General features: G+C 64.5%; 22 protein-coding genes, 1 tRNA gene and 1 pseudogene. 6 read left to right on the top strand and 18 right to left on the bottom strand.

Annotated features, from left to right (window positions below):
• Nucleotides 1-5 precede the first annotated feature (5 nt).
• The 6 genes from E6P07_RS07515 to E6P07_RS07490 all read right to left on the bottom strand — a co-directional run bounded on the left by E6P07_RS07515 (nucleotide 6) and on the right by E6P07_RS07490 (nucleotide 4964).
• Nucleotides 6-545 carry a pilus assembly PilX family protein gene (locus E6P07_RS07515; RefSeq protein WP_153975035.1) on the bottom strand — a complete coding sequence of 180 codons (540 nt, stop codon included), beginning with the start codon at nucleotides 543-545 and terminating at the stop codon, nucleotides 6-8.
• Nucleotides 542-1585, bottom strand: a complete 1044-nt coding sequence (locus E6P07_RS07510; RefSeq protein WP_153975034.1) for a PilW family protein — start codon at nucleotides 1583-1585, stop codon at nucleotides 542-544. The genes E6P07_RS07515 and E6P07_RS07510 overlap by 4 nt, the downstream gene beginning before the upstream one ends.
• Nucleotides 1582-2028 (bottom strand): type IV pilus modification protein PilV, encoded by a 447-nt coding sequence (gene pilV, locus E6P07_RS07505; protein ID WP_153975033.1) that lies wholly within the window; start codon nucleotides 2026-2028, stop codon nucleotides 1582-1584. Before pilV ends, E6P07_RS07510 begins: the two co-directional genes overlap by 4 nt.
• Nucleotides 2025-2603: a GspH/FimT family pseudopilin gene (locus E6P07_RS07500; RefSeq protein WP_153976174.1), complete on the bottom strand. Its 579-nt coding sequence runs from the start codon at nucleotides 2601-2603 to the stop codon at nucleotides 2025-2027. The genes pilV and E6P07_RS07500 overlap by 4 nt, the downstream gene beginning before the upstream one ends.
• A 97-nt stretch (nucleotides 2604-2700) precedes the next feature.
• The gene (gene ribF / locus E6P07_RS07495; RefSeq protein ID WP_153975032.1) at nucleotides 2701-3696 is read right to left on the bottom strand and encodes a bifunctional riboflavin kinase/FAD synthetase; all 996 of its coding nucleotides are present in this window, start codon (nucleotides 3694-3696) and stop codon (nucleotides 2701-2703) included.
• A complete protein-coding gene (locus E6P07_RS07490; RefSeq protein ID WP_153975031.1) occupies nucleotides 3693-4964 on the bottom strand; it encodes a Coenzyme F420 hydrogenase/dehydrogenase, beta subunit C-terminal domain in 1272 nt (423 codons plus the stop codon). The genes ribF and E6P07_RS07490 overlap by 4 nt, the downstream gene beginning before the upstream one ends.
• A gap of 245 nt (nucleotides 4965-5209) precedes the next feature.
• Here E6P07_RS07490 and bchI point away from each other — a divergent pair, with 245 nt between their 5' ends.
• The 4 genes from bchI (at nucleotide 5210) to E6P07_RS07470 (ending at nucleotide 9904) form a co-directional block, all read left to right on the top strand.
• Nucleotides 5210-6238, top strand: a complete 1029-nt coding sequence (gene bchI / locus E6P07_RS07485; RefSeq protein ID WP_153975030.1) for a magnesium chelatase ATPase subunit I — start codon at nucleotides 5210-5212, stop codon at nucleotides 6236-6238.
• Entirely contained in the window at nucleotides 6235-8049 is a 1815-nt protein-coding gene (locus E6P07_RS07480; RefSeq protein ID WP_153975029.1) for a magnesium chelatase subunit D, read from the top strand. Before bchI ends, E6P07_RS07480 begins: the two co-directional genes overlap by 4 nt.
• A gap of 360 nt (nucleotides 8050-8409) precedes the next feature.
• Nucleotides 8410-8485 (top strand) — tRNA-Ala (locus tag E6P07_RS07475).
• Between the two features lie 90 nt (nucleotides 8486-8575).
• Nucleotides 8576-9904 carry a sigma-54-dependent transcriptional regulator gene (locus E6P07_RS07470; protein WP_153975028.1) on the top strand — a complete coding sequence of 443 codons (1329 nt, stop codon included), beginning with the start codon at nucleotides 8576-8578 and terminating at the stop codon, nucleotides 9902-9904.
• A 3-nt stretch (nucleotides 9905-9907) separates the two neighbouring features.
• Here E6P07_RS07470 and E6P07_RS07465 read toward each other — a convergent pair whose 3' ends face one another.
• Both E6P07_RS07465 and E6P07_RS07460 read right to left on the bottom strand, forming a co-directional pair.
• Nucleotides 9908-10579 carry a PilZ domain-containing protein gene (locus tag E6P07_RS07465; protein WP_162008616.1) on the bottom strand — a complete coding sequence of 224 codons (672 nt, stop codon included), beginning with the start codon at nucleotides 10577-10579 and terminating at the stop codon, nucleotides 9908-9910.
• 59 nt (nucleotides 10580-10638) lie between these two features.
• On the bottom strand, nucleotides 10639-11667 hold the full coding sequence (locus E6P07_RS07460; protein ID WP_153975026.1) for a PilZ domain-containing protein: 1029 nt from the start codon (nucleotides 11665-11667) through the stop codon (nucleotides 10639-10641).
• Between the two features lie 367 nt (nucleotides 11668-12034).
• Between E6P07_RS07460 and E6P07_RS07455 the strand changes: the two are divergent.
• Nucleotides 12035-12145 (top strand): annotated as a pseudogene (locus tag E6P07_RS07455) (IS481 family transposase); the annotation flags it as partial.
• Nucleotides 12146-12255: 110 nt separating this feature from the next.
• Here E6P07_RS07455 and E6P07_RS07450 read toward each other — a convergent pair.
• A complete protein-coding gene (locus tag E6P07_RS07450; RefSeq protein ID WP_153975025.1) occupies nucleotides 12256-14730 on the bottom strand; it encodes a penicillin acylase family protein in 2475 nt (824 codons plus the stop codon).
• A gap of 122 nt (nucleotides 14731-14852) precedes the next feature.
• Here E6P07_RS07450 and hemF point away from each other — a divergent pair, with 122 nt between their 5' ends.
• A complete protein-coding gene (gene hemF, locus E6P07_RS07445) occupies nucleotides 14853-15773 on the top strand; it encodes an oxygen-dependent coproporphyrinogen oxidase (protein WP_153975024.1) in 921 nt (306 codons plus the stop codon).
• Between the two features lie 8 nt (nucleotides 15774-15781).
• Here the strand turns inward: hemF and E6P07_RS07440 are convergent, their stop codons facing one another.
• From E6P07_RS07440 to E6P07_RS07400, 9 genes are all read right to left on the bottom strand, one after another.
• Nucleotides 15782-16858, bottom strand: coding sequence for a glycosyltransferase (locus tag E6P07_RS07440; protein WP_153975023.1), 1077 nt, complete (start codon nucleotides 16856-16858; stop codon nucleotides 15782-15784).
• The gene (locus tag E6P07_RS07435) at nucleotides 16855-17955 is read right to left on the bottom strand and encodes a glycosyltransferase (RefSeq protein ID WP_153975022.1); all 1101 of its coding nucleotides are present in this window, start codon (nucleotides 17953-17955) and stop codon (nucleotides 16855-16857) included. The genes E6P07_RS07440 and E6P07_RS07435 overlap by 4 nt, the downstream gene beginning before the upstream one ends.
• Nucleotides 17952-18989, bottom strand: a complete 1038-nt coding sequence (locus E6P07_RS07430; protein ID WP_153975021.1) for a glycosyltransferase family 9 protein — start codon at nucleotides 18987-18989, stop codon at nucleotides 17952-17954. Before E6P07_RS07430 ends, E6P07_RS07435 begins: the two co-directional genes overlap by 4 nt.
• 93 nt (nucleotides 18990-19082) lie before the next feature.
• Nucleotides 19083-19346, bottom strand: coding sequence for an FmdB family zinc ribbon protein (locus E6P07_RS07425; protein ID WP_153975020.1), 264 nt, complete (start codon nucleotides 19344-19346; stop codon nucleotides 19083-19085).
• 133 nt (nucleotides 19347-19479) lie between these two features.
• On the bottom strand, nucleotides 19480-19827 hold the full coding sequence (locus tag E6P07_RS07420; protein ID WP_153975019.1) for a TusE/DsrC/DsvC family sulfur relay protein: 348 nt from the start codon (nucleotides 19825-19827) through the stop codon (nucleotides 19480-19482).
• Between the two features lie 619 nt (nucleotides 19828-20446).
• Nucleotides 20447-22180 (bottom strand): biosynthetic-type acetolactate synthase large subunit, encoded by a 1734-nt coding sequence (ilvB, locus tag E6P07_RS07415; protein ID WP_153975018.1) that lies wholly within the window; start codon nucleotides 22178-22180, stop codon nucleotides 20447-20449.
• Between the two features lie 68 nt (nucleotides 22181-22248).
• On the bottom strand, nucleotides 22249-22728 hold the full coding sequence (gene dsrE2, locus E6P07_RS07410) for a sulfur carrier protein DsrE2 (RefSeq protein ID WP_153975017.1): 480 nt from the start codon (nucleotides 22726-22728) through the stop codon (nucleotides 22249-22251).
• Nucleotides 22729-22851: 123 nt separating this feature from the next.
• Nucleotides 22852-23082 carry a sulfurtransferase TusA family protein gene (locus E6P07_RS07405; protein WP_153975016.1) on the bottom strand — a complete coding sequence of 77 codons (231 nt, stop codon included), beginning with the start codon at nucleotides 23080-23082 and terminating at the stop codon, nucleotides 22852-22854.
• A gap of 134 nt (nucleotides 23083-23216) precedes the next feature.
• Complete coding sequence (locus E6P07_RS07400) at nucleotides 23217-23534, bottom strand: rhd_2599 family sulfurtransferase (RefSeq protein ID WP_153975015.1); 318 nt, start codon at nucleotides 23532-23534, stop codon at nucleotides 23217-23219.
• Between the last annotated feature and the right edge of the window lie 34 nt (nucleotides 23535-23568).

Raw genomic sequence — 23568 nt, 5'->3', positions numbered from 1 at the left:
GCCCTCTAATCCGTCGCATAGATGGATTGCAGTGTCACGGAGGCGCGTTCTGCCCCCGGATTGCTGCGCGCGGTGACCCGATAGCGTTTGCAATTCTTAGGGTCGCTCGAACCCCCGTCGCTGCAGTTGAAGGTGTCGCCCAGATACTCGATGAAGTACTGCGGGGTACCGGCGATCCCCATTGCAGCGGCATTGGCCCAGCCGTTAAACCCGGACGCGAGCCAGCGCGGCTGGCAGTCTTTGTCGGGCGGTGGGCAGACACCGGAGCTACAGTTGTTGATGGCGCTGCTGGGACAGGTATTGTCCGCGTCGGTGTAACCTGGGGTCGGTTTGGTCGCGGCGACGGACTCGGCCTGGCGCAGCGCCGACTCGGCAGCCTGGAAGGCGAGGTTGCGATCCTGGGCAGTGGCGCTCATCCGTTCCTCGAGGGCCACATTCTGCTGCCCGGTCACCCCGATTAGGGTGATAAGCAACAAAAAGAGCAGGGCGACGATCAGGGCCGCACCGCCCTGATGGCGAATGGACGCTGGGATTTCGGCGCTCATGGCTGGCGATTCCTGAGGGTGACGACGGTAGGCCACTGCCGCTCGATCGGCTGCTGATCGGTGCCCACGGACTCCAGGGTGCGGGTGATCAGGGTCAGTCGCACCGCGACGACCTCCGACCAGTCGGTGATCGAGCTTGCAGCGACATAAGAATCGGCCAGGCCGCCAGCCACCCGGCGTAGATACTGGAACTGTAAATCGGTGATGCCCTCGGCGACCTCCTCGGCCGAGGCCAAGGCGCTGCCGCTGTTGTTTTGGAGCCGCAGACGATAGAGCGAGCGCCCGCCCCGTCCGTTATGACCGATGTACCAGCCCGTGGCTTGGAGCTTGCTGATAAAGCCGTTTTTTTCAAACGTGTAGGAGGGCGGATCGGAGCCCGGCCCGGAGCTTCCGCATGTTGAGGGCACCGGCCAGCCGAGATACTTGCTGCAATTGCCCGGCGAGACCCCGGAAGTGCCGGTGTTATGGACGATGGTGACAGTGCTGCTGCTGGCGTTGGTGGTCTGTAAGATGGCCGCGTGGTCATAATCACACACCAACAAGATGTCGCCATCCACGATCCCGTGCGCTGTGGTATTGACCTTGAACTCGGCGGCGGGGGCATTGTGATCGACGATGATGAGCCCCTCGCTACCGGTGCCGCTCAAAACGACGATGGCCTCGGTCCCTGAGACCCGGTCGCCTGCCGCGGTGCCGAAGGCCCGCGGGAAGGTGGCATCGCCCCCTGCATACCCCCGGATCGTATTGTTCGCCCAGTCTGCCCACCACTGGCTGGGAGGATTGAGGACGTTTGAGACCCTGAGTCCTGAGCCGCAGGGGATCCCGCCGGCCTCGCGGATCGAGCGGGACAGCACCTCGAAGGCATAGCGGGCGCTCTCTTGCATCCGGGCCAGCCCCTCGTTTTGACGCTGGATCTGCTGGTTGGAGAGAAAGACCCCCATCACCGCGCCTGTGACCAGAAGCCCCAGGACCAAGGCGATCATCAGCTCGACCAGGCTAAACCCGGCCTGACGGTGGTTTGAAAATCGCAGCGGGTTCATAAGCGGCTCGTGACCTCGATGACCTGTGCACTCGCACCGCCGGCGCGGCTATCGTCCCAAAACACCTTGACGGTGCAGCTGGCGCTACTACAGGCGATCAGCCCGCAGGTGGTATTGGCATTGCCGAGATTCGTCTTGAGCGCGGTCAACCAGGCGGCCTGATCGCGGGTGACGAGGTTGCTTGCGGTTGGGGCCGTACAGTGCGGGGTGTCAGGCGACCCCGGTGTCCCCAGGTCATAGTCTCCATTCCTGGCCGCCGTGGGGTTGGCACGCATGGCATCCAGCATGAAATAGGCGAGCATCACCGCCTGACTGCGCTGCAGGGCGCTGGAGTTGGCCTTGAGCGCCTGACCCTGGAGTGCGGCTAGCCCCAACAACCCCGCCCCAAGCACGACGATGGCCACCAAGACCTCGATGAGGGTAAAGCCAGATGTCCTGTTCATGACGTAAAACAGCTCGCGATATCACCGGAGTCGTTTTCGGGGATCCGGTTGTTGTTGCTGTCGTGTCCCAGCCGCGGGCGCAGAAGGGTGATGACGATCGCCTTGGCCCCGACCCGTTGGTTGTCGTGACACAGGGCAAAGGTGCCGAGATTGTTGGCCTCTCCGCGCGGGGTGTAGCGCAGGAAGTTGTCGAAGTTTTGATTGGGCCTTAGGGTGTAGCCCGTAGGGAGGGCGGGCCAGGCGCGCAGCAGGGTCTCGGTGCTCGTCGAGCCGGTCGCGCGCGTGCCATTGGAGTCGCGATCGACAAAGGCGATCCAACCGATCTCCCAGTTCTTGCCACTGCTCGTGCAGCTCTGACCATCGCTGCTCTTACACAGGGTGACGGATTGGCCGCGGCGGATGGCCTCGGCGCGCGCGTAAGTAAGTGCGGCCATGAAGGTATTGACCTGACTGGTCAGGCGGTTGCGGATGAAGGTGTCGCGAAAGCTCGGGACGGCGACCGCCATCAGGATGACCACCACGCTGAGGGTGACCATCAGCTCGACCAATCCAAACCCCCGTGTACTTGACCTCATCAGTCCCCCCGGGTGTGAAAGTCGATCGGATTATCCAAAAGTCTAGATCAGAATCGGCACGACCCTCGAGTTTTTTAGGTGTCGAGGGTAGATTTTTTTAAGCGTCGGGATCGGCGGCCTCCGGTGGGGGCGAGCCGGGGTCAAGCCATGCTTGAGACTCAAGAAAGGCCCGCGCTGCCGCGACATCGCGCCGAATCTGGGCCCGCAGCGCCTCGACCGAGTCAAACCGCCGTTCGTCGCGCAGACGCAGTACCAACTCGACCTCGAGGTGCCGACCATAGAGCACGTCGTCGCAGTCGAACAGATGGACCTCGAGACGCGCGGTGGTTCCAGCGAGCGTCGGGCGGGTGCCGATATTGGCCACTCCGGGCCAGGGGTTCGGCCCGAGTCCGCGCACCCGTACCGCATAGACCCCGCGCACTGGGCTGACACGCCGCCGCAGCGCGATATTGGCCGTCGGAAAACCGAGCGCACGCCCGCGCTTGTCGCCATGCACCACCCGCCCTTCCAGGCAATAGGGCCGTCCAAGCAGATGTCGTGCCTGCTCCAGATCGCCGCGCGCCAGGGCCTCGCGCACCCGGGTGCTGCTGATGCGCTCGGCGCCCTGGGTGATGGTGTGCAGGTCCTCGACCGCGAATCCGGCCCCCTTCGCCGCGGCCGCCTGCCCCATCGCGCGCAGCAGCGCGAAATCGCCCGCACGCCCCCGTCCGAAGCGAAAATCGTCGCCGACCAGCAGAAAACGCACCCCGAGCCCCTCGATCAGCAGGCGCTCAACGAACTCAGGCGCCGACATTGCTGCGAGCTTCGGGCCGAACTCGAGAACCAACACCCGCTCGATGTTGTTTGCACGCAATGCCTGGAGCTTTTCGCGCAGAGAGGTCAGCCGGGCTGGCGCCGATTCGGGTGCAAACACCTCCAGCGGTTGGGGCTCGAAGGTGATCACGGTCGCCGACAGACCCAGCTCGCGCCCGCGGGCGAGCAGACGCTGGAGGATCGCACGGTGCCCCAGGTGCACCCCGTCGAAGTTACCGATGGTCGCGACACAGCCGCGATCGGTAGGGCGCAGATTGTGCAGGCCGCGGATCAGTCTCATACCTCGGCTTGGGGGGCTAGGGGGCGCCCGAAGACCGCCTGATAGTTGTCGGCATAGGGTTCGAGCGTCTGATAGACATGCGCGGGCACCACCCGCGCCTCGAAGCGCGGAAACTGGCTACGGACATAATTCAGATTGCGCAGGAGCTTCATCTCGATGATGGCGCGTGCGAATTCGAGCCCCTTTGGGCCGCGGGTGCGCTGTAGGTAGGCCACGAGCTGGCGCACCAGAAACGGCGGTCTCTTGGACCCCGGCGGCTGGGTCAGTCGCTGGATATAGTGCGGCATGCCGCGTCTGCGGTCACCGCGTGAGGTCAGTTCACCGAGCTCCAGCTCGGGGCGGATCCGTTCGAACAGCTCAGCGCCGAGCGCGGTGCGCACGAGCACCCATTGCCAACCAAGCGTTGCACCCATGTAGCCGATGGTGAGGTCGGCCAGGGCGTTCGGATAGTCGAAGCAGGACAGACAGGACGACGGGAAGATCCCATGCAGCTTGTCCATCGGGAAGTCGATGAAATTGACGCGCTCCTTGCGCCCATCCTCGTGGCGGATCCAGAGGCTGAAGTCCTGCATGAACTCGTAGTGCACGATGGTCTGGGGCGAGCGCGAGACCTGGGTCAGGAAATATTCCAGATCCGGATAGGTGACGTTGTCGCTACAGGGGATGCCGATGACAAAGAGCGTTTCGAGCCCCAGTTCGGGCTCGAGTGCACGCAACATATGCACCTGACAGCTGGTGCCGATGACCGCCAGACGCCGGATGCCCTGATCACGTACCTGATCGAGCAGACACAGCGTGGGCGACAGACAGGGCTTGTTGCCGGCGGTGGCGAGGACCTCTGCCGGAGTACGCGCGAGGACCGGCTCGGACTTGAACCTGGTCCCCGGGGCAGCGCCCGTGGTGATGACCGCCTCGACCTGGTCCTGTTCGAGCAGACGCGCGCCGAGCGCGGTGACGATGCCGGTCCATTGGGCCTTGGGGTTGGGGTGGCGCATCCGGGCGGCATACTGGGCACGATGGATGCCGAAGTGCAGCTCATCGTCGGGTCGGCGCGTGCGACCGTGCAGGCGCTGCTCGATCTCGGTGGTCTGGTTGCGCACGAAAAGGCAGGCCGAGGACATCCGCGTCTTGAGCGCACTGTCGCACAACCCGCAGTCGCTACAGAGCTTGGGCCGACCCTGGAGCCGCTCGTCGCTGCTCAAAAGCGAGATGGTGTGGAGCCCCTTGGAGGGGCCGAGGTCCTGGGGGGCGAGTGGGGTGTCGATCATGCCTCGGCCTCGGTGGTAAAAAAGGTCATGCGGTGTCCTCCTTCATCTGTTGAGAGACCCGAGAGTCGGGTCGGTGCATTGTACGTCATCCGTGCGCCGGACTTGTGGCCGATACGTTTGGAACTTGACCTCTCCTACCCAGGGGCGCTAGGGTCGCAGGCTTGATTTTCGCGCCCGTACCTGCCGGCTTGTCGGTGCGGGTTGGATCTTTCTGTCCGATCAAATACGAACCAGGTTCGCCACGTATGCCCATCCCTTTTCCCTTTTCCGCCATCGTCGCCCAGGAAGAGATGAAACGCTCCCTGCTGATGGCGGCCATCGATCCCTCCATCGGCGGCGTGCTCGTCTTCGGTGATCGTGGTACGGGTAAATCCACCGCTATCCGTGGACTGGCTGCCCTGCTGCCGAAGATGCGTGCCGCCGATTGCCCTTATAACTGCGACCCCGAGGCCAGCGACGACTATCTGTGCGAGGAGTGCCGTACCAAAAAGGCCAAGCATGGGACCCTCAAGAGCCGGCAGGTGCCAGTCCCTGTGGTGGATCTACCGCTTGGCGCTACCGAGGACCGCGTCATCGGTGCGCTCGATCTAGAACGCGCCCTGACCAGGGGCGAAAAGGCGTTCGAGCCAGGTCTCTTGGCGCGCGCCCATCGCGGTTTTCTCTATATCGATGAGGTCAATCTGCTCGAAGACCATCTGGTCGACTCGCTCTTGGACGTGGCCGCTTCGGGTCAAAACCTGGTCGAGCGCGAGGGACTGAGCGTACGTCATCCGGCGCGTTTCGTTCTGGTCGGCTCGGGCAACCCGGAAGAGGGTGAGCTGCGACCTCAGTTGCAGGATCGCTTCGGTCTCTCAGTCGAGGTCAAGACGCCGACCGATCTCCCCACCCGTATGCAGGTGGTGCGTCTGCGCGACGAGTTCGAGCGCGATCCCGTCGCCTTCGTCGAGAAGTGGAAGGGCAAGGACGCCAAGATCAGCCGCCAGATCCAGAAGGCCAAAAAGCTGCTGCCCGAGGTCGAGGTGCCAGACCGGACGCTCGAAGAAACGGCCAAGCTCTGCATCAAGCTCGGGACCGACGGTCTGCGCGGCGAGCTGACCGTGATCCGCGCGGCGCGCGCCCTGGCGGCACTCCAGGGCGACAGGACCGTCACCATCGAGCATGTCAAGACCATCGCCGTCTCGGCGCTGCGCCATCGTCTGCGTCGTGACCCGCTCGATGAGTCTGGCTCGACCAGCCGGGTCGAGCGCGCGATCAAGGAGCTGTTCGGCGAATGACCACGCTCGGCGCGAATCCTGTTGTCGCGGACGGCGCTAGAGCGGTCCCCTCGGGTCCGGGGCCCTCGCCTTGGGACGATGCCGTGCTGGCGGCGGTCCTGATGACGATCGATCCGGTCGGGACCGGTGGTGTGGCGCTGCGCGCGCTCCCCGGTCCGGTACGCGACCAGTGGCTGTCGATCATGCGCGATCTCCAGCCCGAGGGAACACCCCTGCGGCGCATCCCGCTGCATGTCACGGATGGGCGACTGCTCGGCGGACTGGATCTGGCGGCCACGCTCAATGCCGGGCGCCCGGTGGCCGAGAAGGGATTGCTGGTCGAGGCCGACGGTGGCATCGTCGAGCTGGCGATGGCCGAGCGCATCGCGCCCGGGACCGTGGCCCGGCTCAACCTGGCCTTTGACCAGGGCGAGGTGATCCTGGAACGCGATGGCTTGGCCATGCGCACGCCGTCGCGCTTTGCCGTGGTGGCGCTCGACGAGGGTGTGGGCGAGGACGAGGGGCTTACGAATGCGTTGCTCGATCGCCTGGCTTTCCATCTGGAGCTCAATGGCATCCGCTACGACCAGACCATCGCTTGTGACTATGGTGTCGAGGATGTGCTCGCCGCACGCCCGCGTCTGCCCAATGTCAGGATCACCGATGCCCAGGTCGAGACGCTATGCGGCATCGCGCTGGCGCTCGGCATCCCCTCGCTGCGCGCCTCGATCTTCGCCACCCGTGCCGCCCGCGCCCATGCCGCACTCGAAGGCCGCGACGCCGTGACCGAGGAGGACCTGGCCGTCGCCGGACGCCTGGTGCTCGCCCCGCGCGCCACCCAGCTCCCGCCGATGGAGCCGCCGCCGGACGCCGAGCCGCCGCCACCCGAGCCAGAGGAGCCGAATCAGGACGAAGAACAGTCCAACCAGGAGCCGCAGGAACCCCAGGAGCTTCAGGACCGGATCCTAGAGGCGACCAAGGCGGCGATCCCGGCCGGACTGCTGGCCCAGCTCCAGATGGGCAAGCTGCGCCGCTCGCGCGCGCGCGCCACCGGCAAGGCCGGTGCGATCCAGAATGCACCGACGCGCGGACGTCCCGCCGGGGTGTTGCGCGGCGAGCCGCGTGCCGGACAGCGGTTGAACGTGATCGAGACCCTGCGTGCCGCAGCGCCCTGGCAGCGCATCCGTCGCGAGGAACGCGCGCGCGCCGGAAGGGCCTCCAACCGGCTCGAGATCCGACCGGACGACTTCCGCATCACCCGCTTCAAACACAAGTCCGAGAGCACCACCATCTTCGTGGTCGATGCCTCCGGCTCCTCGGCCTTGCACCGTCTGGCCGAGGCCAAGGGTGCGGTCGAGCTGTTGCTGGCCGACTGCTATGTCCGCCGCGATCAGGTGGCACTGGTGGCGTTCCGGGGGCAGGGGGCCGAGGTGTTGCTGCCGCCAACGCGCTCGCTGGTACGCGCCAAGCGCAGTCTGGCCGGCCTCCCGGGCGGTGGTGGCACGCCGCTGGCTTCGGGCATCGACCTGGGAAGGATGCTGGCCGAGGGCGTGCAGCGGCGTGGCGGCACACCAGTACTGATCCTCATGACCGACGGTCGCGCCAATGTCGCGCGCGATGGCAGCGGTGGACGGACCCGCGCCGCCGAGGAGGCACTGGCCGCCGCGCGTCTGGTACGCTCGCTGGAGATCGCCGCCCTGGTGATCGATACCTCGCCGCGTCCGCAGCCCCAGGGGCGTGAATTGGCGCGTGAGATGGGTGCGGTCTATCTGCCGCTGCCACATGCCGACGCCAATGCGCTCAATCAGGCGGTGCGGGCAACGACCGGCTGAGTGCCGCTTTTTACCGCTTGTCACGCCGGACGGAATGACGCAGAATGGGGTCTGCCTGTACCCCCTCCATCGTGAGGGGTGGCTGTTAACCCTTCATAGACCCTCCGCAAGGAAACCCGCGACTTGAGTCGCGGGAGGAATGGCGGGCGCGCGAAGTGCGCCATGTGGTGTATAATGCACCGCAAGTGTGGTCTCCGGGCGCACGCAGACTGCAACGCCAGTCGAAACCTGGCCCGGATTGGCAGTGGAGCCCCGCTGCCAAGGGCGGCTGTAAACACGCCCAATGTTGGGGATGCGGTCAACCATGTTTGCTGCGTCTTACAATAAAGCCTTCGACTTCAGTCGAGGGTTGTTTACGACGGGGCTGTAGCTCAGCTGGGAGAGCGCCGCGTTCGCAATGCGGAGGTCAGGGGTTCGATCCCCCTCAGCTCCACCACTCGCCTTATGAAACAGCGTTGCGCCTGTTTCCGTGCTGGCAAGACACGCTCAACCGCCACACCATGAAGCTGTAGTCCGAACGCTGGATATGTCCAGACCCTTGGTGCTCGCGGTCGACGACGAAGCCGATCTACTCGAGCTGATCCGCATCACGCTTGGGCGCATGGACGTGTCAGCGGTGACGGCCTCGACGGTCGCCGAGGCCAAGCTCCAACTGGAGCGCCATCGCCCCGACCTCTGTCTCACCGACCTCTGTCTGCCGGACGGGACCGGACTTGACCTGCTGCGCTATATCAATGCCCATTATCCAGAACTGCCGGTGGCCATGATCACAGCCCACGGCAACATGGAATCAGCCGTCGCCGCGATGAAGGCCGGGGCCTTCGATTTCGTCGCCAAGCCGGTCGATCTTTCGGCCCTGCGCAACCTCGTCGAGTCGGCGCTCAGACTGCGCGGACGGGCAATCACTACCGAAGCGCGTTCCGGGTCAGAGCCACCCCTGCTTGGCGACTCGCCAGCGATGCAGCAGATTCGTACCCTGATCGCCAAGCTTGCCCGCACCCAGGCGCCTGTCTTCATCACCGGTGAGAGCGGTACGGGCAAGGAGTTGGCCGCGCGTCTGATCCATGCCCAGGGGCCGCGCCGTGACGGCCCCTTTGTGCCGGTCAACTGCGGGGCCATTCCGCACGACCTGGTCGAAAGCGAGTTATTCGGGCACAAGAAGGGCAGTTTCACCGGCGCGGTGACCGACAAGGAGGGCCTGTTCCAGGCCGCCGCCGGTGGAACGCTCTTCCTCGACGAACTGGCCGACCTGCCCCTTTCGGCCCAGGTCAAGCTGCTGCGCGCCATCCAAGAGAAGAGCGTGCGTCCGGTTGGCGCGGCGCGCGAGGTCCCGGTCAATGTGCGGCTCATCAGCGCCAGTCATCGCGATCTGGCGCGGGAGGTCGAGGAGGGGCGCTTTCGGCAGGATCTCTTTTATCGGATCAATGTCATCGAGCTACGCTTACCGCCCCTGCGCGAGCGACCCGAGGACATCCGCCCACTGGCGACCCATATCTTGCGAAAACTCAGCCCGATGGCTGTGGGGACAGTCGCCCCGAGGCTCTCGGAGGAGGCCATGGCCGCGCTCATGCGTTATTCCTTCCCAGGTAATGTGCGCGAACTCGAAAACATCCTGGAGCGCGCCCTGGCCTTGTGCGAGGGCGAGTGCATCGAGGTCAAGGATCTCTATCTGCCCACCAACGAGGAGCGCCTCAACATGCTTGTGCCCGTGGGGTCGGCGCGCACGGCACTTGATCAGGCACATTCGAATCAGGCCGCCGCTCGCACGCTCGGCATGACGCCGCTGGCGTTCGAATATAGCCTGGCCAGACTCGGGATCGAGGACAGGTCAAGACGGCTTTGGCGCAAAACTTGATGGTCACTTGCGCTCAAGGCGCATGTGACGCTGAGTCAGTCTCTGCAATTCATCGAGCGGGTGCTCGAACGCGAGCTCTAGGGTGACGAGACACGGACGCAGGCTGTCACCCGGATCCTCGATGGACTGCGACTTGACGCGGGCACGGAGGCGCAAGGTCTGAAAATCATCGGGATACCCCACAGATAGCAGCAGGCTCTGACCGATTTGATAGGCACCGAAGGCGGTGATGGACACCCCCCCCAGGGCGATCTCGGACAGCTTTTGGCGCATCTCTTCTTGATCATCGAAGACCAGCTCCAGGGTGGGTACGAATGGTGGGGTTCCTTGGGAGACCTCGGGTTGGCCGGACGATAGCAATTCGATCAGCTTAGTAAGCCGTTGGTTATCCTGATGACCAACTGTGGTGAAGCGTACAGCCACCCGATGCCGCTCGGCCTCCAGCGTTTCACAGCGCATGACATCGGCCTCGATCGTAAACGACTGTCTGTTCGTCCAGGGAAAATACAGGATCAGTCGATCACCAGGCTGAATGCTGATGTCATTGGTGATGAAGCTGGCCCCCGCCCAGGAGAGATCTTGATAGTGCGCCGTAATGGCGGTATTGGAGCCGGGTCGGCAGACCTTGATGGGGATCTCAAGGCCAACGCGGCGCTGTGAGCGCTTTTCGAGCATGTCAATAGCACTTTGAGTTAATTTGGAGTCATGCATGATCGTCTAACTTTGTGGTAGGCCTAACGGGCGCGGCCAGGTTTTAGTTGAATGCTGCGCGACTCGGGTAGGCCATAGGCCTCGTCATGCACGGCTTGTAGAAATTGAAGCTCTTCCCAGGCCTCCGGTGTCCAGGTGCCGAGCGTATCGGTCTCGCCAAAGATGAGTCGGCGGAACACAGAATCAAAGGCGTCGACATCCCCCCACACCGTCGTTAAGTAGTCAAGGGATTCCGGAAAGAAGGCTTCCAGGGCCGTACGCTGTACGGTGCTCACAATCAGTTGAGCCTTAATGGCCTCTGGTGGTGCGACCTGCGGCTGATCATCCGCCCGTGGCGAGGACGCCGAGTCCGGTGGTGGTATTTGCCGCAACAGCCATTCGGACCACTGACGTAGGATGTCCAAGGGGTGCTCGAATTCCAGGGTCAGCCGCGCCGGGGCCTTTTCAAAGAAGCCTTGCGGCGGGTCTTCGCGGTTTAGGATCCGGGCACGCAGTCGAAGACGCGCGCGGGCTGGGGCGCCGGTGAATTGCAGACTGAGGCTTTGACCAGGCACAAAATCGACCGGCGCGCTGATCCGTAGTTGCCCCTTGGCAATCTCACTGAGCGCCCCGCGCCACTCGTCGAGTGTCTGGATCAAGACGTCCAGCGTGGCGACCAAGGGTTTGGCCTGGTGGTCGGGCGGACCCTTGGCGTCGCCCTCTTGAAGATGGCCAAGCAATTTTTCCAGCCGGGCTTGATTGACCAGCGACAGGCGCTGGAAACGCACGGCGAAATGATGGCGGCCATCCTCCAGATCCTTCTGACGCAGCAGCTGGGCTTCGATGTCGATCGTTTCAGCCGAGGCCCAGGGTAGCTTTAGCCAGATCCGGGTTTCGCCGGGCGGCAGTGCTGTGGTCGCCTGACAGAGTGCGCCGCCCCAGGATAGATCGATCAGGGTGGCTGGACGTGTTTGCGATTCACTGCCGACACGCAGCTGAATGGGCACCTGCGCACTCAATCGCGTTTGCGTGCGACGATCTGATTCTGAAGCGCTTGGTTTTTGGCTAGACATAGGGGCAGGATTTCTTCAGGTTGGATGGAGTTGGATGGTGCTGGATCGCGCTGTGCGAGACAGTCCAAGGATAGATCCTTGGCAGTTCATCGCCATGGGCAACGCAACGAATAGGATTGCCTTGTCCATACAGTAGATGGTATCCGCAGGCCCGGCGCCCATGATGGCATGGGCCGGAACGGCACGCGAGGATTCATTTATGTCAAGCCTCCCCGAGTTCCAGACCGTTATCCTGTGTCCCTTATCAATCCCATCTCCCCCAATCGTGGCTAAAGGCGCCCCATGGTGATCCGTCTGCACAAAAACGCCCGCTATTCGCCGTGAGATCCAGACCTTGAGGCTCCCGACTCGGGATCTGGCCGAGCGCCGGCAAGCCCTCGGCCACATCGCCCCGATCCAGGCGCTCAAGGACTGGTGTGACACATGCCCCGAACGCTTCAAAAAATACGTCTGTAATCTCAGGGGACTTGACACCTAGGGAAACGCTGATTTTTGCCATTCGTGGCAAAACCTTCTCGCGTAACCCATTGATTTTTTAGGAGCGGCTTCAGCCGCGATTGAGAGGCACGCGATTTATTCAGCGTTTTCCTAGCGTTCGACCCGTTCGCTCGCATCGAGCGGATCGAGCTGCAACCGACCCAGTGTGTGGGCGTCATCCGGCCCGTTCCAGGGCCAGGGATGGGAGCGGACCACGAGCCAGTCCTCGAGCTGATCGGAACGGTAGGGTGAGAAGCGATGGCCCGACTGACCGAGCGTCAGGGTACCGCGCGTTCGGCGCCAGTCGGCCGGGGTCGCGACCACGCGCATCGAGGCGCCGAACAGCCCCTTGCCCGGCGCCTGGGGTTCGGTCTTGATGACATCGACGGTGTCCGAACTGCCACCGACCCCAATGGGTCCGACACTGAAGAGATCGCCCAGGAGCGGTAGCCGATCGAAGGCATGGGTGAAGCGGACCCGGCGGAGGTCGGCGAGCCGGACCTCGGCTCCATAGCCATCCAGGGCGGTCTTGGCTTTGCGCAGCGCCCGGGCCCAGATCGCAGCGGGCGTCTCGGGTTCTGGGGTCGTGACATCGTCCCAGAATGCGGATTCGCCCGTGCGCAGCGTTTCTTGGAGCGGGTTGTAGGCGACGATCGCCAGTGACAGCAGATAAGGCAGGTCCTCGCCCAATTCATCGCCATAGAGGGCCTGGAACAGCGCCGGCTCCAACAGGGCGGCGAAGGCGGCCGGGCGGCTGGAGGCGTCCATGTCCCCGTCCCAGTCGAGCACATGGCGCTCGGCGAGCAACCAGGCGCCGGGGTCAAGCGCGCGGATCTCGGCCTCTAGCCGGCGCAGCGAGGACTGCATCATCCGGCCCTGGAGACTGATGCGGTCGGCCTGGATCGCCGCCATCGACTCGGGGGTGAGCGGCCCGGCGTTCTCGATCCGAGCGGCGATGCGCTGGGCCCGGTGTGGTGACATCCAGGCGTTGCTGACCCGGAGCGGATGATCGGGCGGAATGGTGCGCTGGTTGGCGGTGATGATGATCCCCGAGGGCGGATCGGTCAGGCTCGGATTGAGCGCCTGAGGCACCTCGCCCCGCCAGGCGTAGTCGTCGTTCCACCCTGGGTTGGGGAAGGCGCCCGCCCCGCGCCCGCGTTGGGGCAGGACACCTGTCATCTGCCAGGCGATGCCGCCGTCGTGATGGGCCAGCATCAGGTTGAGCACGACATGCCGGAAGTCCAGTCCTGCTGCCCGGGCCTCATCCAGCGTCCGGGCCTGACAGAGACGGCGCACGGCCTGAAAGCTTTGATCCGGATGATCGTGGTTCTGACGCAGGACGATCAGGGCATCGAGATCAGGGTCGGCTAGATCCATGGGGGTTGCGGTCCTCACCCCCAGGATGTCATTCAATACCACGCCGCGACTGGTCGAGCGGATCGCGATCTCGATCGGGTCAGTCCCCCGAACCTGGATGGCTTCGTAGCGGACCTGGATCGGTTCTGGGGTGCGTCCCTCGCGCTCTACGGCGCGTCCATCAGGGGTTGGGCGTTCGATGAAGAGGTCCTGGGTGTCGGCAACGGCCGTCGTGATACCCCAGGCCAGATCGGCATTGTGTCCGATCAGGACCAACGGCACCCCAGGCAGGCTGACGCCGGCGACATGCAGCCTGGGGCCGATCAGCTCCAGCTCATACCAGGGTCCGGGCATCGAGAAGGCCAGGTGCGGATCATTGGCGAGGAGTGCCTCGCCGGTGGCAGTGCGCGCGCCGGTCGCCAGCCAGGCGTTGCTGGCGGCGGTTGGTGGCGGCAGGCCAGGCCAGGCAGGCAGGTCGATGAAGGGGACGATCGCCGCGCTGTCGAATCCGGGGCGCGAGGATGGACCGGTGGCCGTGGTGGCGAGGTAGGCGACCAGCTCGGGCGGGACCTCGGGAGGTGCCAGACCGGCATCGGTCGGAAACAGCAGCCGTGCCCGCTCGGGTCCGATGCGGCGCGCCAGGCGCAGAAAGGTCAGCTCGGCGCGCATGTTGAACGATTGGGTCCAGGCCATGTAGGCGCCGATCACCAGACTGTCCTCGGGCTGCCAGGGCGCAGGCTCCAGTCCAGCGATCACATATTCCAGCGGCAGGCGGTGACGCGCCCTCTCGCGATAGGCATTGACCCCGGCAGCATAGGCCGCGAGCAGGGCGCGATCGGAGGCCTCCAGGGCCTCTAAGGCGCGCCGCGCCTCGAGCGGTAGCCCCAGGGTACGGAAGAAACGATCGACCGCCACGGCATCCTGCCCGAAGAGCTCGGCCAGGCGCCCGCCCCCGAGACGGCGCAGCAGGTCCATCTGCCACATCCGCTCTGCGGCCGTTACATAGCCTTGGGCGAAGATCAGGTCCTCTAGATCGCTCGCCACGAGGGTCGGCACAGCATGGGGACCAAAGCGGACCTCGACCGGTCGGCTGAGTCCGGCGAGCTCAAGGGTGCCCGAATAGATTGGCTCGGCGCGCTTGGCGATCCAAAGGATCAGTCCCACCGTACCCAGCGCGCTGGCAAAGACCAGGGCCAGCGGGATCCACCAATACCAGTGACGCTTTGACATTACAGAGTGGTCCGTATCGTTTCAGATCTCGTGAGAGGGAGGTCGCGTTGTCGCTCGCCTTCGGGGTCATGACTCGGTTATGGTTGGCCCTGATTCCAGTTCAACGATAAGGATTCATGACCATGGCGAGCCGACCCGACCTTAAGGCCGTTGAGACCTATCTGCTCGCCCTCCAGGATCAGATCACCGCGGCCCTGCGCGTCCTCGACCCTGGGGCCGAGCAGCGCGAGGATCACTGGGAGCGGCCCGGCGGTGGGGGCGGGCGCACGCGCGTGATCCGCGCGGGGCGGGTGTTCGAGCAGTGCGGGATCAATTTCTCGCACGTCCAGGGCGAGCGCCTACCGCCCTCGGCCAGCGCCCAGCGGCCCGAGCTGGCCGGACGGCGTTTCGAGGCCCTGGGGGTGTCGCTGGTCGCCCATCCACTCAACCCCTATGTGCCCTCCTCGCATCTCAATCTGCGGTTCTTCCAGGCCGAGCAAGACGGCGCCGAGCCGGTGTGGTGGTTCGGCGGCGGTTTTGATCTCACGCCCTATTATGGCTTCGAGGAGGACGTCGTCCACTGGCATCGCAATGCGCGCGCGGCCTGTGAGCCCTTCGGTGCGGATCTCTATCCCAGATTCAAGTCTTGGTGCGACGAGTATTTCTTCATCAAGCACCGTCAGGAGCCGCGCGGTGTCGGGGGGATCTTCTTCGACGACTTCGACCAGGGCGGCTTCGAGTCGGCCTTCGCCTTCTGGCGTCATGTCGGTGACCATTATCTGACCGGCTATCTGCCGATCGTCGAGCGTCGCCGGGGCATGCGCTATGGCGAGCGCGAGCGCGAGTTTCAGAAGATCCGGCGCGGGCGCTATGTCGAGTTCAATCTGGTCCAGGACCGGGGCACGCTGTTTGGGCTGCAATCGGGCGGGCGCACCGAATCCATCCTGGTCTCCATGCCGCCCGAGGTGAGCTGGCGCTACGACCATCGGCCTGCGCCTGGGACACCTGAGTCCGAACTCCTTGAGCGCTTTCTGGTGGTGCGCGATTGGTTGGGTGAGGGCTGAGGTGTGACTCAGCCACCTGCGACCTGGCGATAGAGCTCCAGATAGCGCTCCAGGATGGTGCGGCGGCCAAACTCATGTTCCACCCGCTCCCGCCCGCGCGCGACCAGCGCCGCCATCAGCGCCGGGTCGGACAGGGTCTGGCGGATGCCCTCGGCCAGGGCCGCGGCGTCGGCGCAGGGGACACACCAGGCATCCTCGCCGTGCCGGGTGAGCTCACGCGCGCCACGGAAGCTGGCCGTCACCAAGGGCTTGCCCCAGGCCCAGGCCTCGAGGATGACGTTGCCCAGGGTCTCTTCCTCGAGCGATGGAAACACCACCAGGTCCGCCATCTGGAGATAGGGCGCCGGGTCGGCCTGCCAGCCGGCCCAGACGATCCGGTGTGACTGGCCGCTCTGTTCGGCCTGGAGGCGCAGCCTTGGAGCGAGCGGGCCGTCACCGACCATCACCAGTCGCAACGGACGCCCGGCGAGGGTCTCGGGCAGCCGGGCGAGCGCCTCGATCAGATAGCGCTGGCCCTTGACCGGCACCAGACGCCCCAGCGTCACCAGCACCCAGGCGTCATCCAACAGGCCGTGGAGCGCACGGCAGGCGGCGATGCGCTCGGGTGCAACCGGGTGGGCCGGATCGGCAAAGTTATAGATGTGATACACGCGCGCGGCCGGCAGCCCCTGGCGTACCATCCAGTCGCACAGTGCCTTAGTGTTGCCGATCCAGCCTTGGGCATGACGGTAAGGCCCGAGGTCATAATAGCCGCCGAGCCGGGCCAGGTGGACCGGGCCGCCCGGGCGCGAGAGACGGGTGAGCCGGGTGGCGCGGCCCATGTAGGTCTGGACGACCTCGGGTTTGAGGTCCTGGATCAGACGCCCGACCGCGCGGCGCGACCAGGGGTCCCAAGTAGTGCGATAGGGCAGGCGATGGACCGGGAGCCCGCCGAGCTCCAGCCCGTCGAGCGCGCTTCCCCGGCGGATGGCCAGTTGCGCCGGGGCCCTGCGTTCGGCCAGCGCCAAGCTAAAACGCATGAACCAGCGCTCGGCGCCCCCGAGTTCCTTGCTGGCGACCATCTGTAGGGTGGTCGGTTCGCTCATCCCCGAAGCAACCCCCCCGAGCCGAACAGTTCCCGATAGACCGCAAGATTGCCCTCGACCATGGCCGCGAGCGAGAACTCGCGGGCCATGAGTGCCCGGCCGCCGGCGCCTAGGGCGCGACGGCGTTCGGGATCCACGATCAAGGCGCTGATCGCTGCGCGCAGGGCCGCGATGTCGCCCGGCGGGACCAAGAGGCCATTCTCGCCCTCGCGCACCGCCTCGGGGATGCCGCCGACCCGGCTCGCGATGATGGGCACACCGGCTGCTGCGGCCTGGAGCAGCGAGACGCCCAGTCCCTCCATGAGCGCCGGATGCACCACCAGATCGAGCGCGGGCAGGATCTCAGGGAGGTCGTGGCGAAAACCGGCAAGCCGAACCTGAGCAGCGAGTCCGGCAGATTCGATCCGGCGTTGCAGATCCGCCGCCAGCGGCCCCTGGCCGAAGAACCGCACCTGGATCTCGGGATGGGTGGCGATCAGGTCCGGCAGCGCCCCGAGCAGGACGCGATGCCCCTTGCGCGGGATCAGCTGCGCGATCACGCCGATCAGGATCGCCTCCATGGGCACCTGGAGCCGGGCGCGGACTGCCACGCGATCGACCGGTACCGCATAGCGGTCATGATCGACCGCACTGCGCACCACCCGCAACTTGGCTGGGGGCACGCCCTCGGAGAGCAATACCCGCCCGATCCCGTCCGAGATGGCGATGACCCGATCATAGAGCCGATACTTGAGGGCGACCCACCAGCGCGGCTCGGGATTGTCGACCCGGCGCGTATGGATCACAGGTACCCCGGCCAGACGCGCCGCGATCCCGCCCATGACATCGGCGCCGCTGCGGCTGTGCAGGTGCACCAGATCCGGGCAAAAGGCGCGGATCAAGCGATAGAGGCGTGTGATCATCGTCAGATCGGCGTCGCCATGCAGCGGTAGCTCATGGACCTCGGCACAGGGTGCGGCGGCCTTGGCCAAGGCGCAGCCGCGCGGACAGACGAGCAGGTTGTCATGACCCCGCGCCGCCAGTCCGCGCACCAGATGCAGCACCTGGAAGGCCCCGCCGTAGAGATGGCGCCCGGCCTCGACGTGCAGGATCCTCACGCCCGCAACACCTCGGTGGCGGCGCGCAGGATCTCGTCGGTCTCGATCGCGCCCATGCAGTCGAAGCGCCCGTCGCAGCTCGGACGGCGCTTGCAGGGCGAGCAGGCGCGCGCATGGTAGAGCACCCGCGCATTGGCGCGGGTGGTGTCGAGATAGGGACAGGTCGAGCCGAACAAGAGCAGACTCGGCGTGGCGCAGGCGATCCCCATGTGCGAGAGACCGGTATCGACGCCGATCAAAAGCGCCGCGCGGTCGATCAGGGCCGCGGCCTCGGTGAGAGTGGTCCGTCCGGTCAGATCGAGCAACCGATCGTCAGCCGCATCGGCGATCCGCCGCGCCGCCTCGCGATCCTTGGGTCCACCGAGCAGTACTGGCACCAGCCCCAGTTCGTCGCGGACACGGTGCGCGAGCCTGGCCCAGCGTTCCTCGATCCAGTGTTTCTGGGGTCGGGTGGTGAAGGGACAGAACACCGCATAGCCGCTGGCAAGCGACGCACGCGCGATGACCGAGTCGGCAAAGGCTGCGTCTGCCTCGCCATAATAGATCCTTGGCCGAAAGTCGTCTGTGATCGGCAAGGCAAGCGACTCGGCCAAAAAGCGATACTCCGAACTGATCCGCCTGGGGTCGCCACCGCGCGGCAGACGGCGGGTCATCAGCCACTGACTGCCCTCGCGCGACCCCAGCCCGATGCGCTCAGGCGCCCCGGATAGCCAGGCCAAAACCCCGCTCTTGAATAGACCCTGCAGGTCAAGGGCGAGATCGAAGTCATATTGGCGCAGAATGGCGCGCAGGGTACGCAGTCCTGTCCAGAGTTCGGGATAGCGCCGCGCACGCCACAGCCGCTGCCAGTGACGCAACGGACAGACGATCACGGCATCGAGATCCGGGTGCCGGTTGAGGAGTGCTGCGCATTCGGGTTGGACCAGCCAGGCGATGCGCGCCTCCGGCCAGCGCCGACGCAGCGCCATGATCAGCGGGGAGGCGAAGACGATGTCACCGATGGCGCTCAGACGGACGACCAGGATGGACTTCAAGACCAGGGACTCCACATGGTGTCCGTCGGGACAGGTCCGACGAGGGAGAAGGCCGGGGCCGGCACGCCGACCCCGGTAGACTGGAATGGGCGATCAATTCAGCCCGCACAGGCCGCCGGAACAGCAGGAACCGGTGGAGCAGGCAGGCGTGGGCGGGCAGCCACTGCCCAGGCTGGAGCTGGTGACGACGTTGCCGCCGGTGGCCAGACGATGTACGGGCGCATCCGCCGGCGTATCACCCAGATCGATCCCGGCGCGCGCGCACAGCTCGCCCCAGTTGGTCAGGTTCTCGTTCATGCGATGGCTCACCTCGATCACGCGATCATTGGCGTCGCAACGGTAGTCATAGGTCGGCATCACTGCTTCTCCATTAAAAACAGTCACTCGCTGCCCGCGATTATATGAAAAGGCACTGCCGATGCGCAAAGTCCAGCCCGGCACAGGGTTTTGGGGACGCTGTCCCCTCACCGCTGGCCGCACGAGCTGGGGATCAACAGAACTGACAATAGGCGCGTGGCAGACCAGCGATCCGACAGGCCTGTTTGCAACCGCCGTTCAGGAACAGCGCTTCCAGGTGCTTGCGGGTGTAGGGGCCATACACCGAGAGTTCCTGGCCGATGGCCTGGATGATGACACGCGGCGAGGGCGGGATCTCATGGATCCTGTAATAGGCGCGCAGGAACTCGATCACCTTCCAGTGACGCTCGGTCAGGGCCAGGCCCTCCTGGCTGGCGAGGGCCTGGGCGATCTCGCGATCCCAATCGTCAAAAGAGACGAGATACCCTGCCTTGTTGAACTCGAGTGTGCGTCCGGCGAGCTCAGTGGTCGTCGTGAACATGGATGCATCCTCCATCATGGGTTGCATGAGTTGGTGGTTTCAGTCCTAGGTGGTCTAGTGCCTATCCGCTGGCATGGATTCCCTGCTGTCATTCGGCCCCGATCCGCTCGAATCGATCCGATGCCGGGCGTGATCTCGTCCCTGATTGGCTCTTGGATCGGCTGGACAACCTTCCGAGCACCGCTGTCCTGGGTGGTCATCAGTCCTGATATCGGACCCGCGATGGATCACGCGCCCCTGGTCGATCACCCTGGTCGATGGGGATCGGCGAGGATCGGGCGCTCGGCGGTGAGCGCAAGCTGGGGCGATCTCTAGAGAAACGCTGAAAAACGCCCTCTGCCCCGCAAGTGGGGGACGAGAGGATTAGATCAGCGTCTCCCTAAACACTATAGCGGACAGAGCGCCTTCTGACTGGCGTCTCGACCCGGATCTAGAGAAAGGCTGAATACGGAAAAACGCCCTCACCTTCACACGCGGATTCGCACGCGGGGCGAGGGGATTTAGTCAGTATTTTTTTGGGTGATTGAGTTGCTCGAACTGGCTGGGCGTCGGCGCTGATCCCAGCCTGGGATGCGGTGCGAGGAGGGGGCAAGACGGCGCCCCCGCGGCGGAGCAGGCATCAGGGCTCGATCATCTGTTCCAGACTGTGCCCAGGACGGATCATGGGGATGACGTTCTCGGCCTTGTCGATCCAGACATCGACCAGCACCGGTCCCGGCTCGGCGAGCACGGCGGCGATGTCTTCGCGCAGGGTCGCCGGATCGCGCAGACGGACGGTCTTGAGCCGCGGATAGACGTACTTGAGCCCGGTCAGGTTGGGGATCTGGCGCCGACAGTCCTGATCGAGATTGATACAGTCCGGGTCGCAGTCGGCGGTGCGCGCCAGACAGGTCTCGTAATGATGGCCGTCGTCCATCATGTCTTCCCACTGGCGCACCATGCCGAGGAAGCTGTTGTTCAAAACGAACATCTTGAGCGGGATCCGGTTGGCGACCAGGGTGCCGAGTTCCTGGATGTTCATCTGGAAGCTACCGTCGCCGTCGATCAGCACCACCGGGCGCGTGGGGTCGCCATACCAGGCGCCGATCGCTGCTGGCAGCCCGAAGCCCATGGTGCCCAGCCCGCCCGAGCTGATCCACTGACGCGGACGGCGGAAGCGATAGTACTGGGCTGCCCACATCTGATGCTGGCCCACACCCGTGACCAGGGTCGCCTCGCCCTCGGTCAGTTCAGAGATAAACTCGATGACCGCCTGCGGCTTGATGGAGTCGGATTGGCCGTAGGGCGGGATCAGGCGCACGCGCCACTCGCCGACCTGGGCCATCCACTCGGGGTGACGGGCTGAACGGCCCGAGGCCAGGGCGTGGGCCAAGAATTCGTCGAGGGTTGCGACCAAACTGAGATCAGTGGCGATGGTCTTGTCGATCTCAGAGGGATCGATATCGACCTGGGCAATGCGCTTGCCCGTGGCAAAACCGCGCACCGCGACCCGGTCGTCGAAGCGTCCGCCGAGCGTGAGGATGAAATCGGCGTCGCGTAGGGCATAGTTGGCCGGAATGGTGCCATGCATCCCCGGCATCCCGAGGTTGTAGGGTAGATCGAAGGGCAGGGCGCCAAGTGCATTGAAGGTGGTCGTCACCGGCACATCGAAGCGCTCGGCGAAGCGTTGCAGGGCCAGTGTGGCATTGGCATGGATGACCCCGCCCCCGGCCTTGACCACCGGACGCTCGGCGTGGGCCAGGGCCTCTAGGATGGCATCGGCCTGTTTGGGATCGAAGGCGATGGATTCGCGATGACGCACGCGCGGCGGATTTGGCGCGACCAGCGTTGCCATCTGCACGTCCTTGCAGATATCGACCACCACTGGACCTGGACGGCCCTCCCTGGCCAGGGCATAGGCCTCGCGCAGGATCCATTCCAGATCAGCCACATCCTTGACCAGATAGTTGTGTTTGGAGATGGGGCGGGTGAGGCCGACCGTGTCGACCTCCTGGAAGGCATCGGTCCCGATGGCGCGGCTCGGGACCTGACCGGTGATGAAGAGTGTGGGCAATGAATCCTTGTACGCATCCGCGATCGGTGTGACCAGATTGGTCGCACCCGGCCCCGAGGTCGCCATGGCCACCCCGACCCGACCGCTGGCACGCGCATAGCCCTCGGCGGCATGTCCGGCACCGCCCTCCTGACGACAGAGCACGAAGCGCGGCACGGGCGTGCCTGCGCGCAGACGCTTGTTGATCTCGACATGGATCGGGATCACGGCCCCGCCTGTGTGCCCAAAGAGGATCTCGACCCCAAGATCGTTGAGGACGTCGATCAGGAGGGCGGCACCGGTGCAGTTGGCGTTGGGCATGTCGGGCAAACGGTTTGAGATCAGTAGGGCAAAGCGACCTGGGTCGCTCCAGGGACGCGACTTAAGGCTCAGATATAGAGACAGATATCGCTCTCGCCGGCGAACTCGAAGAAGGCCGCTGCGCCAGCATACTCGACGCCGTCGATGAACTCGTCCTTCGGCATGTCGAAGAGGTCGACGGTCATCTGACAGGCGATCATCTTGACATCCGCCTCTAGGCAGAGTGCGCGCAGTTCTTCGATGCTGGCTACGCCCTTGCTCTTCATCTTCTGCTTCATCATGGCGGTCATCAGGGCCTGCATGCCGGGCAGCGCCAGACCCAGCACCGGGAACCACTTGTCCATACCCATGGGCATCGGCATACCTGGGTTGCCCAGGGGGGTGACTTCCAGATTGGGCTTTTTCTTCAGGAGTTGCAGACCATAAAAGGTGAAAAAGACCTGCACCTCATAGCCCAGGGCAGCGGCGGTCGAGGCGAGGATGAAGGGCGGATAGGCCCAATCGAGCGAGCCCTTGGTGGCGATGATCGCTAGTTTCTTTGGTTCCATCGAGTCCTCCACGCGGCCCCTGGGTCAGGTGCGCGCATCATATGTTGTTGGGATAGCCGTCGGTCGTGCCGAGAAGGCGTTTGAACCCGAGGCCGGGCTTCAGGTGCGCGCCCGGCGGATCGATCAGGACTTCTTGATCAAAAAGTGAAACTTGCCGCCTTCTTCCTTGGACTCGAGCAGGGTGTTTCCGGTCTGCTTGGCGAAGGCGTCGAAGTCCTTGACCGAACCGGGATCGGTGGCAATGACATGCAGGACCTGGCCGCTGGACATGGCACCTAGGGTCTTCTTGGCGCGCAGGATCGGCAGCGGGCAGTTTAGACCGCTTGCGTCGAGTTCTTGATCGAAATCAGCCATCGGGAGCCTCCGTCAATACTTGTTTCAGTATTTCAATAAAAACAAGGATTCGCGGTTATAGGCGAATCTACAGTAAAAAACAAGGGAGTAGTGAAAGCGGAAGTCGGGGACACAGATCGCCGCCGGGTCAGTCTTTAAGGGGCGACGATCGGCAGACCATGACGCGCCCAGGCGATGATGCCGCCGCGCAGGTTGAGTACCCGGCCATAGCCGTGTTGCATCAGGTAGGCGCAGGCCTGGTAGGAGCGCGCGCCGCTACGGCAGTAGATGACGACATCCTGGTCCTTGGGGATCTCGCTCATCCGCAGTGGGATCAGGTGCATCGGCAATTGCAGGGCGCCTGGGATCAGGCCTTGAGCGATCTCGGCCGGTGTGCGGATGTCCACCAGCAACAGGCCTTCAGCCTCCGCCAGCCGCCGGCTCAGAGACTCGGAGTCGATCTCTTTGACCACACGATCGTCCTACGCTAAAACAAAGTATTTAAGT

Origin of the sequence: Thermochromatium tepidum ATCC 43061 (assembly GCF_009664085.1) — a bacterium.
GTDB lineage: Bacteria > Pseudomonadota > Gammaproteobacteria > Chromatiales > Chromatiaceae > Thermochromatium > Thermochromatium tepidum.
The sequence above is the reverse complement of the archived record's forward strand: the minus strand, read 5'-3'. Positions and strand labels throughout refer to the sequence as shown.

Excerpts from the sequence above, each read along its gene's own strand:
- dsrE2 (WP_153975017.1), bottom strand. The coding sequence starts at position 22,728 with ATGGAACCAAAGAAACTAGCGATCATCGCCACCAAGGGCTCGCTCGAT.
- ribF (WP_153975032.1), bottom strand. The coding sequence starts at position 3,696 with ATGAGACTGATCCGCGGCCTGCACAATCTGCGCCCTACCGATCGCGGC.
- E6P07_RS07515 (WP_153975035.1), bottom strand. The coding sequence starts at position 545 with ATGAGCGCCGAAATCCCAGCGTCCATTCGCCATCAGGGCGGTGCGGCC.
- ilvB (WP_153975018.1), bottom strand. The coding sequence starts at position 22,180 with ATGCCCAACGCCAACTGCACCGGTGCCGCCCTCCTGATCGACGTCCTC.
- E6P07_RS07470 (WP_153975028.1), top strand. The coding sequence starts at position 8,576 with ATGTCCAGACCCTTGGTGCTCGCGGTCGACGACGAAGCCGATCTACTC.
- E6P07_RS07440 (WP_153975023.1), bottom strand. The coding sequence starts at position 16,858 with ATGAGCGAACCGACCACCCTACAGATGGTCGCCAGCAAGGAACTCGGG.
- E6P07_RS07465 (WP_162008616.1), bottom strand. The coding sequence starts at position 10,579 with ATGCTCGAAAAGCGCTCACAGCGCCGCGTTGGCCTTGAGATCCCCATC.
- hemF (WP_153975024.1), top strand. The coding sequence starts at position 14,853 with ATGGCGAGCCGACCCGACCTTAAGGCCGTTGAGACCTATCTGCTCGCC.
- E6P07_RS07500 (WP_153976174.1), bottom strand. The coding sequence starts at position 2,603 with ATGAGGTCAAGTACACGGGGGTTTGGATTGGTCGAGCTGATGGTCACC.
- E6P07_RS07490 (WP_153975031.1), bottom strand. The coding sequence starts at position 4,964 with ATGATCGACACCCCACTCGCCCCCCAGGACCTCGGCCCCTCCAAGGGG.
- E6P07_RS07420 (WP_153975019.1), bottom strand. The coding sequence starts at position 19,827 with ATGTTCACGACGACCACTGAGCTCGCCGGACGCACACTCGAGTTCAAC.
- E6P07_RS07425 (WP_153975020.1), bottom strand. The coding sequence starts at position 19,346 with ATGCCGACCTATGACTACCGTTGCGACGCCAATGATCGCGTGATCGAG.
- bchI (WP_153975030.1), top strand. The coding sequence starts at position 5,210 with ATGCCCATCCCTTTTCCCTTTTCCGCCATCGTCGCCCAGGAAGAGATG.
- E6P07_RS07450 (WP_153975025.1), bottom strand. The coding sequence starts at position 14,730 with ATGTCAAAGCGTCACTGGTATTGGTGGATCCCGCTGGCCCTGGTCTTT.
- E6P07_RS07510 (WP_153975034.1), bottom strand. The coding sequence starts at position 1,585 with ATGAACCCGCTGCGATTTTCAAACCACCGTCAGGCCGGGTTTAGCCTG.
- E6P07_RS07460 (WP_153975026.1), bottom strand. The coding sequence starts at position 11,667 with ATGTCTAGCCAAAAACCAAGCGCTTCAGAATCAGATCGTCGCACGCAA.
- pilV (WP_153975033.1), bottom strand. The coding sequence starts at position 2,028 with ATGAACAGGACATCTGGCTTTACCCTCATCGAGGTCTTGGTGGCCATC.
- E6P07_RS07405 (WP_153975016.1), bottom strand. The coding sequence starts at position 23,082 with ATGGCTGATTTCGATCAAGAACTCGACGCAAGCGGTCTAAACTGCCCG.
- E6P07_RS07480 (WP_153975029.1), top strand. The coding sequence starts at position 6,235 with ATGACCACGCTCGGCGCGAATCCTGTTGTCGCGGACGGCGCTAGAGCG.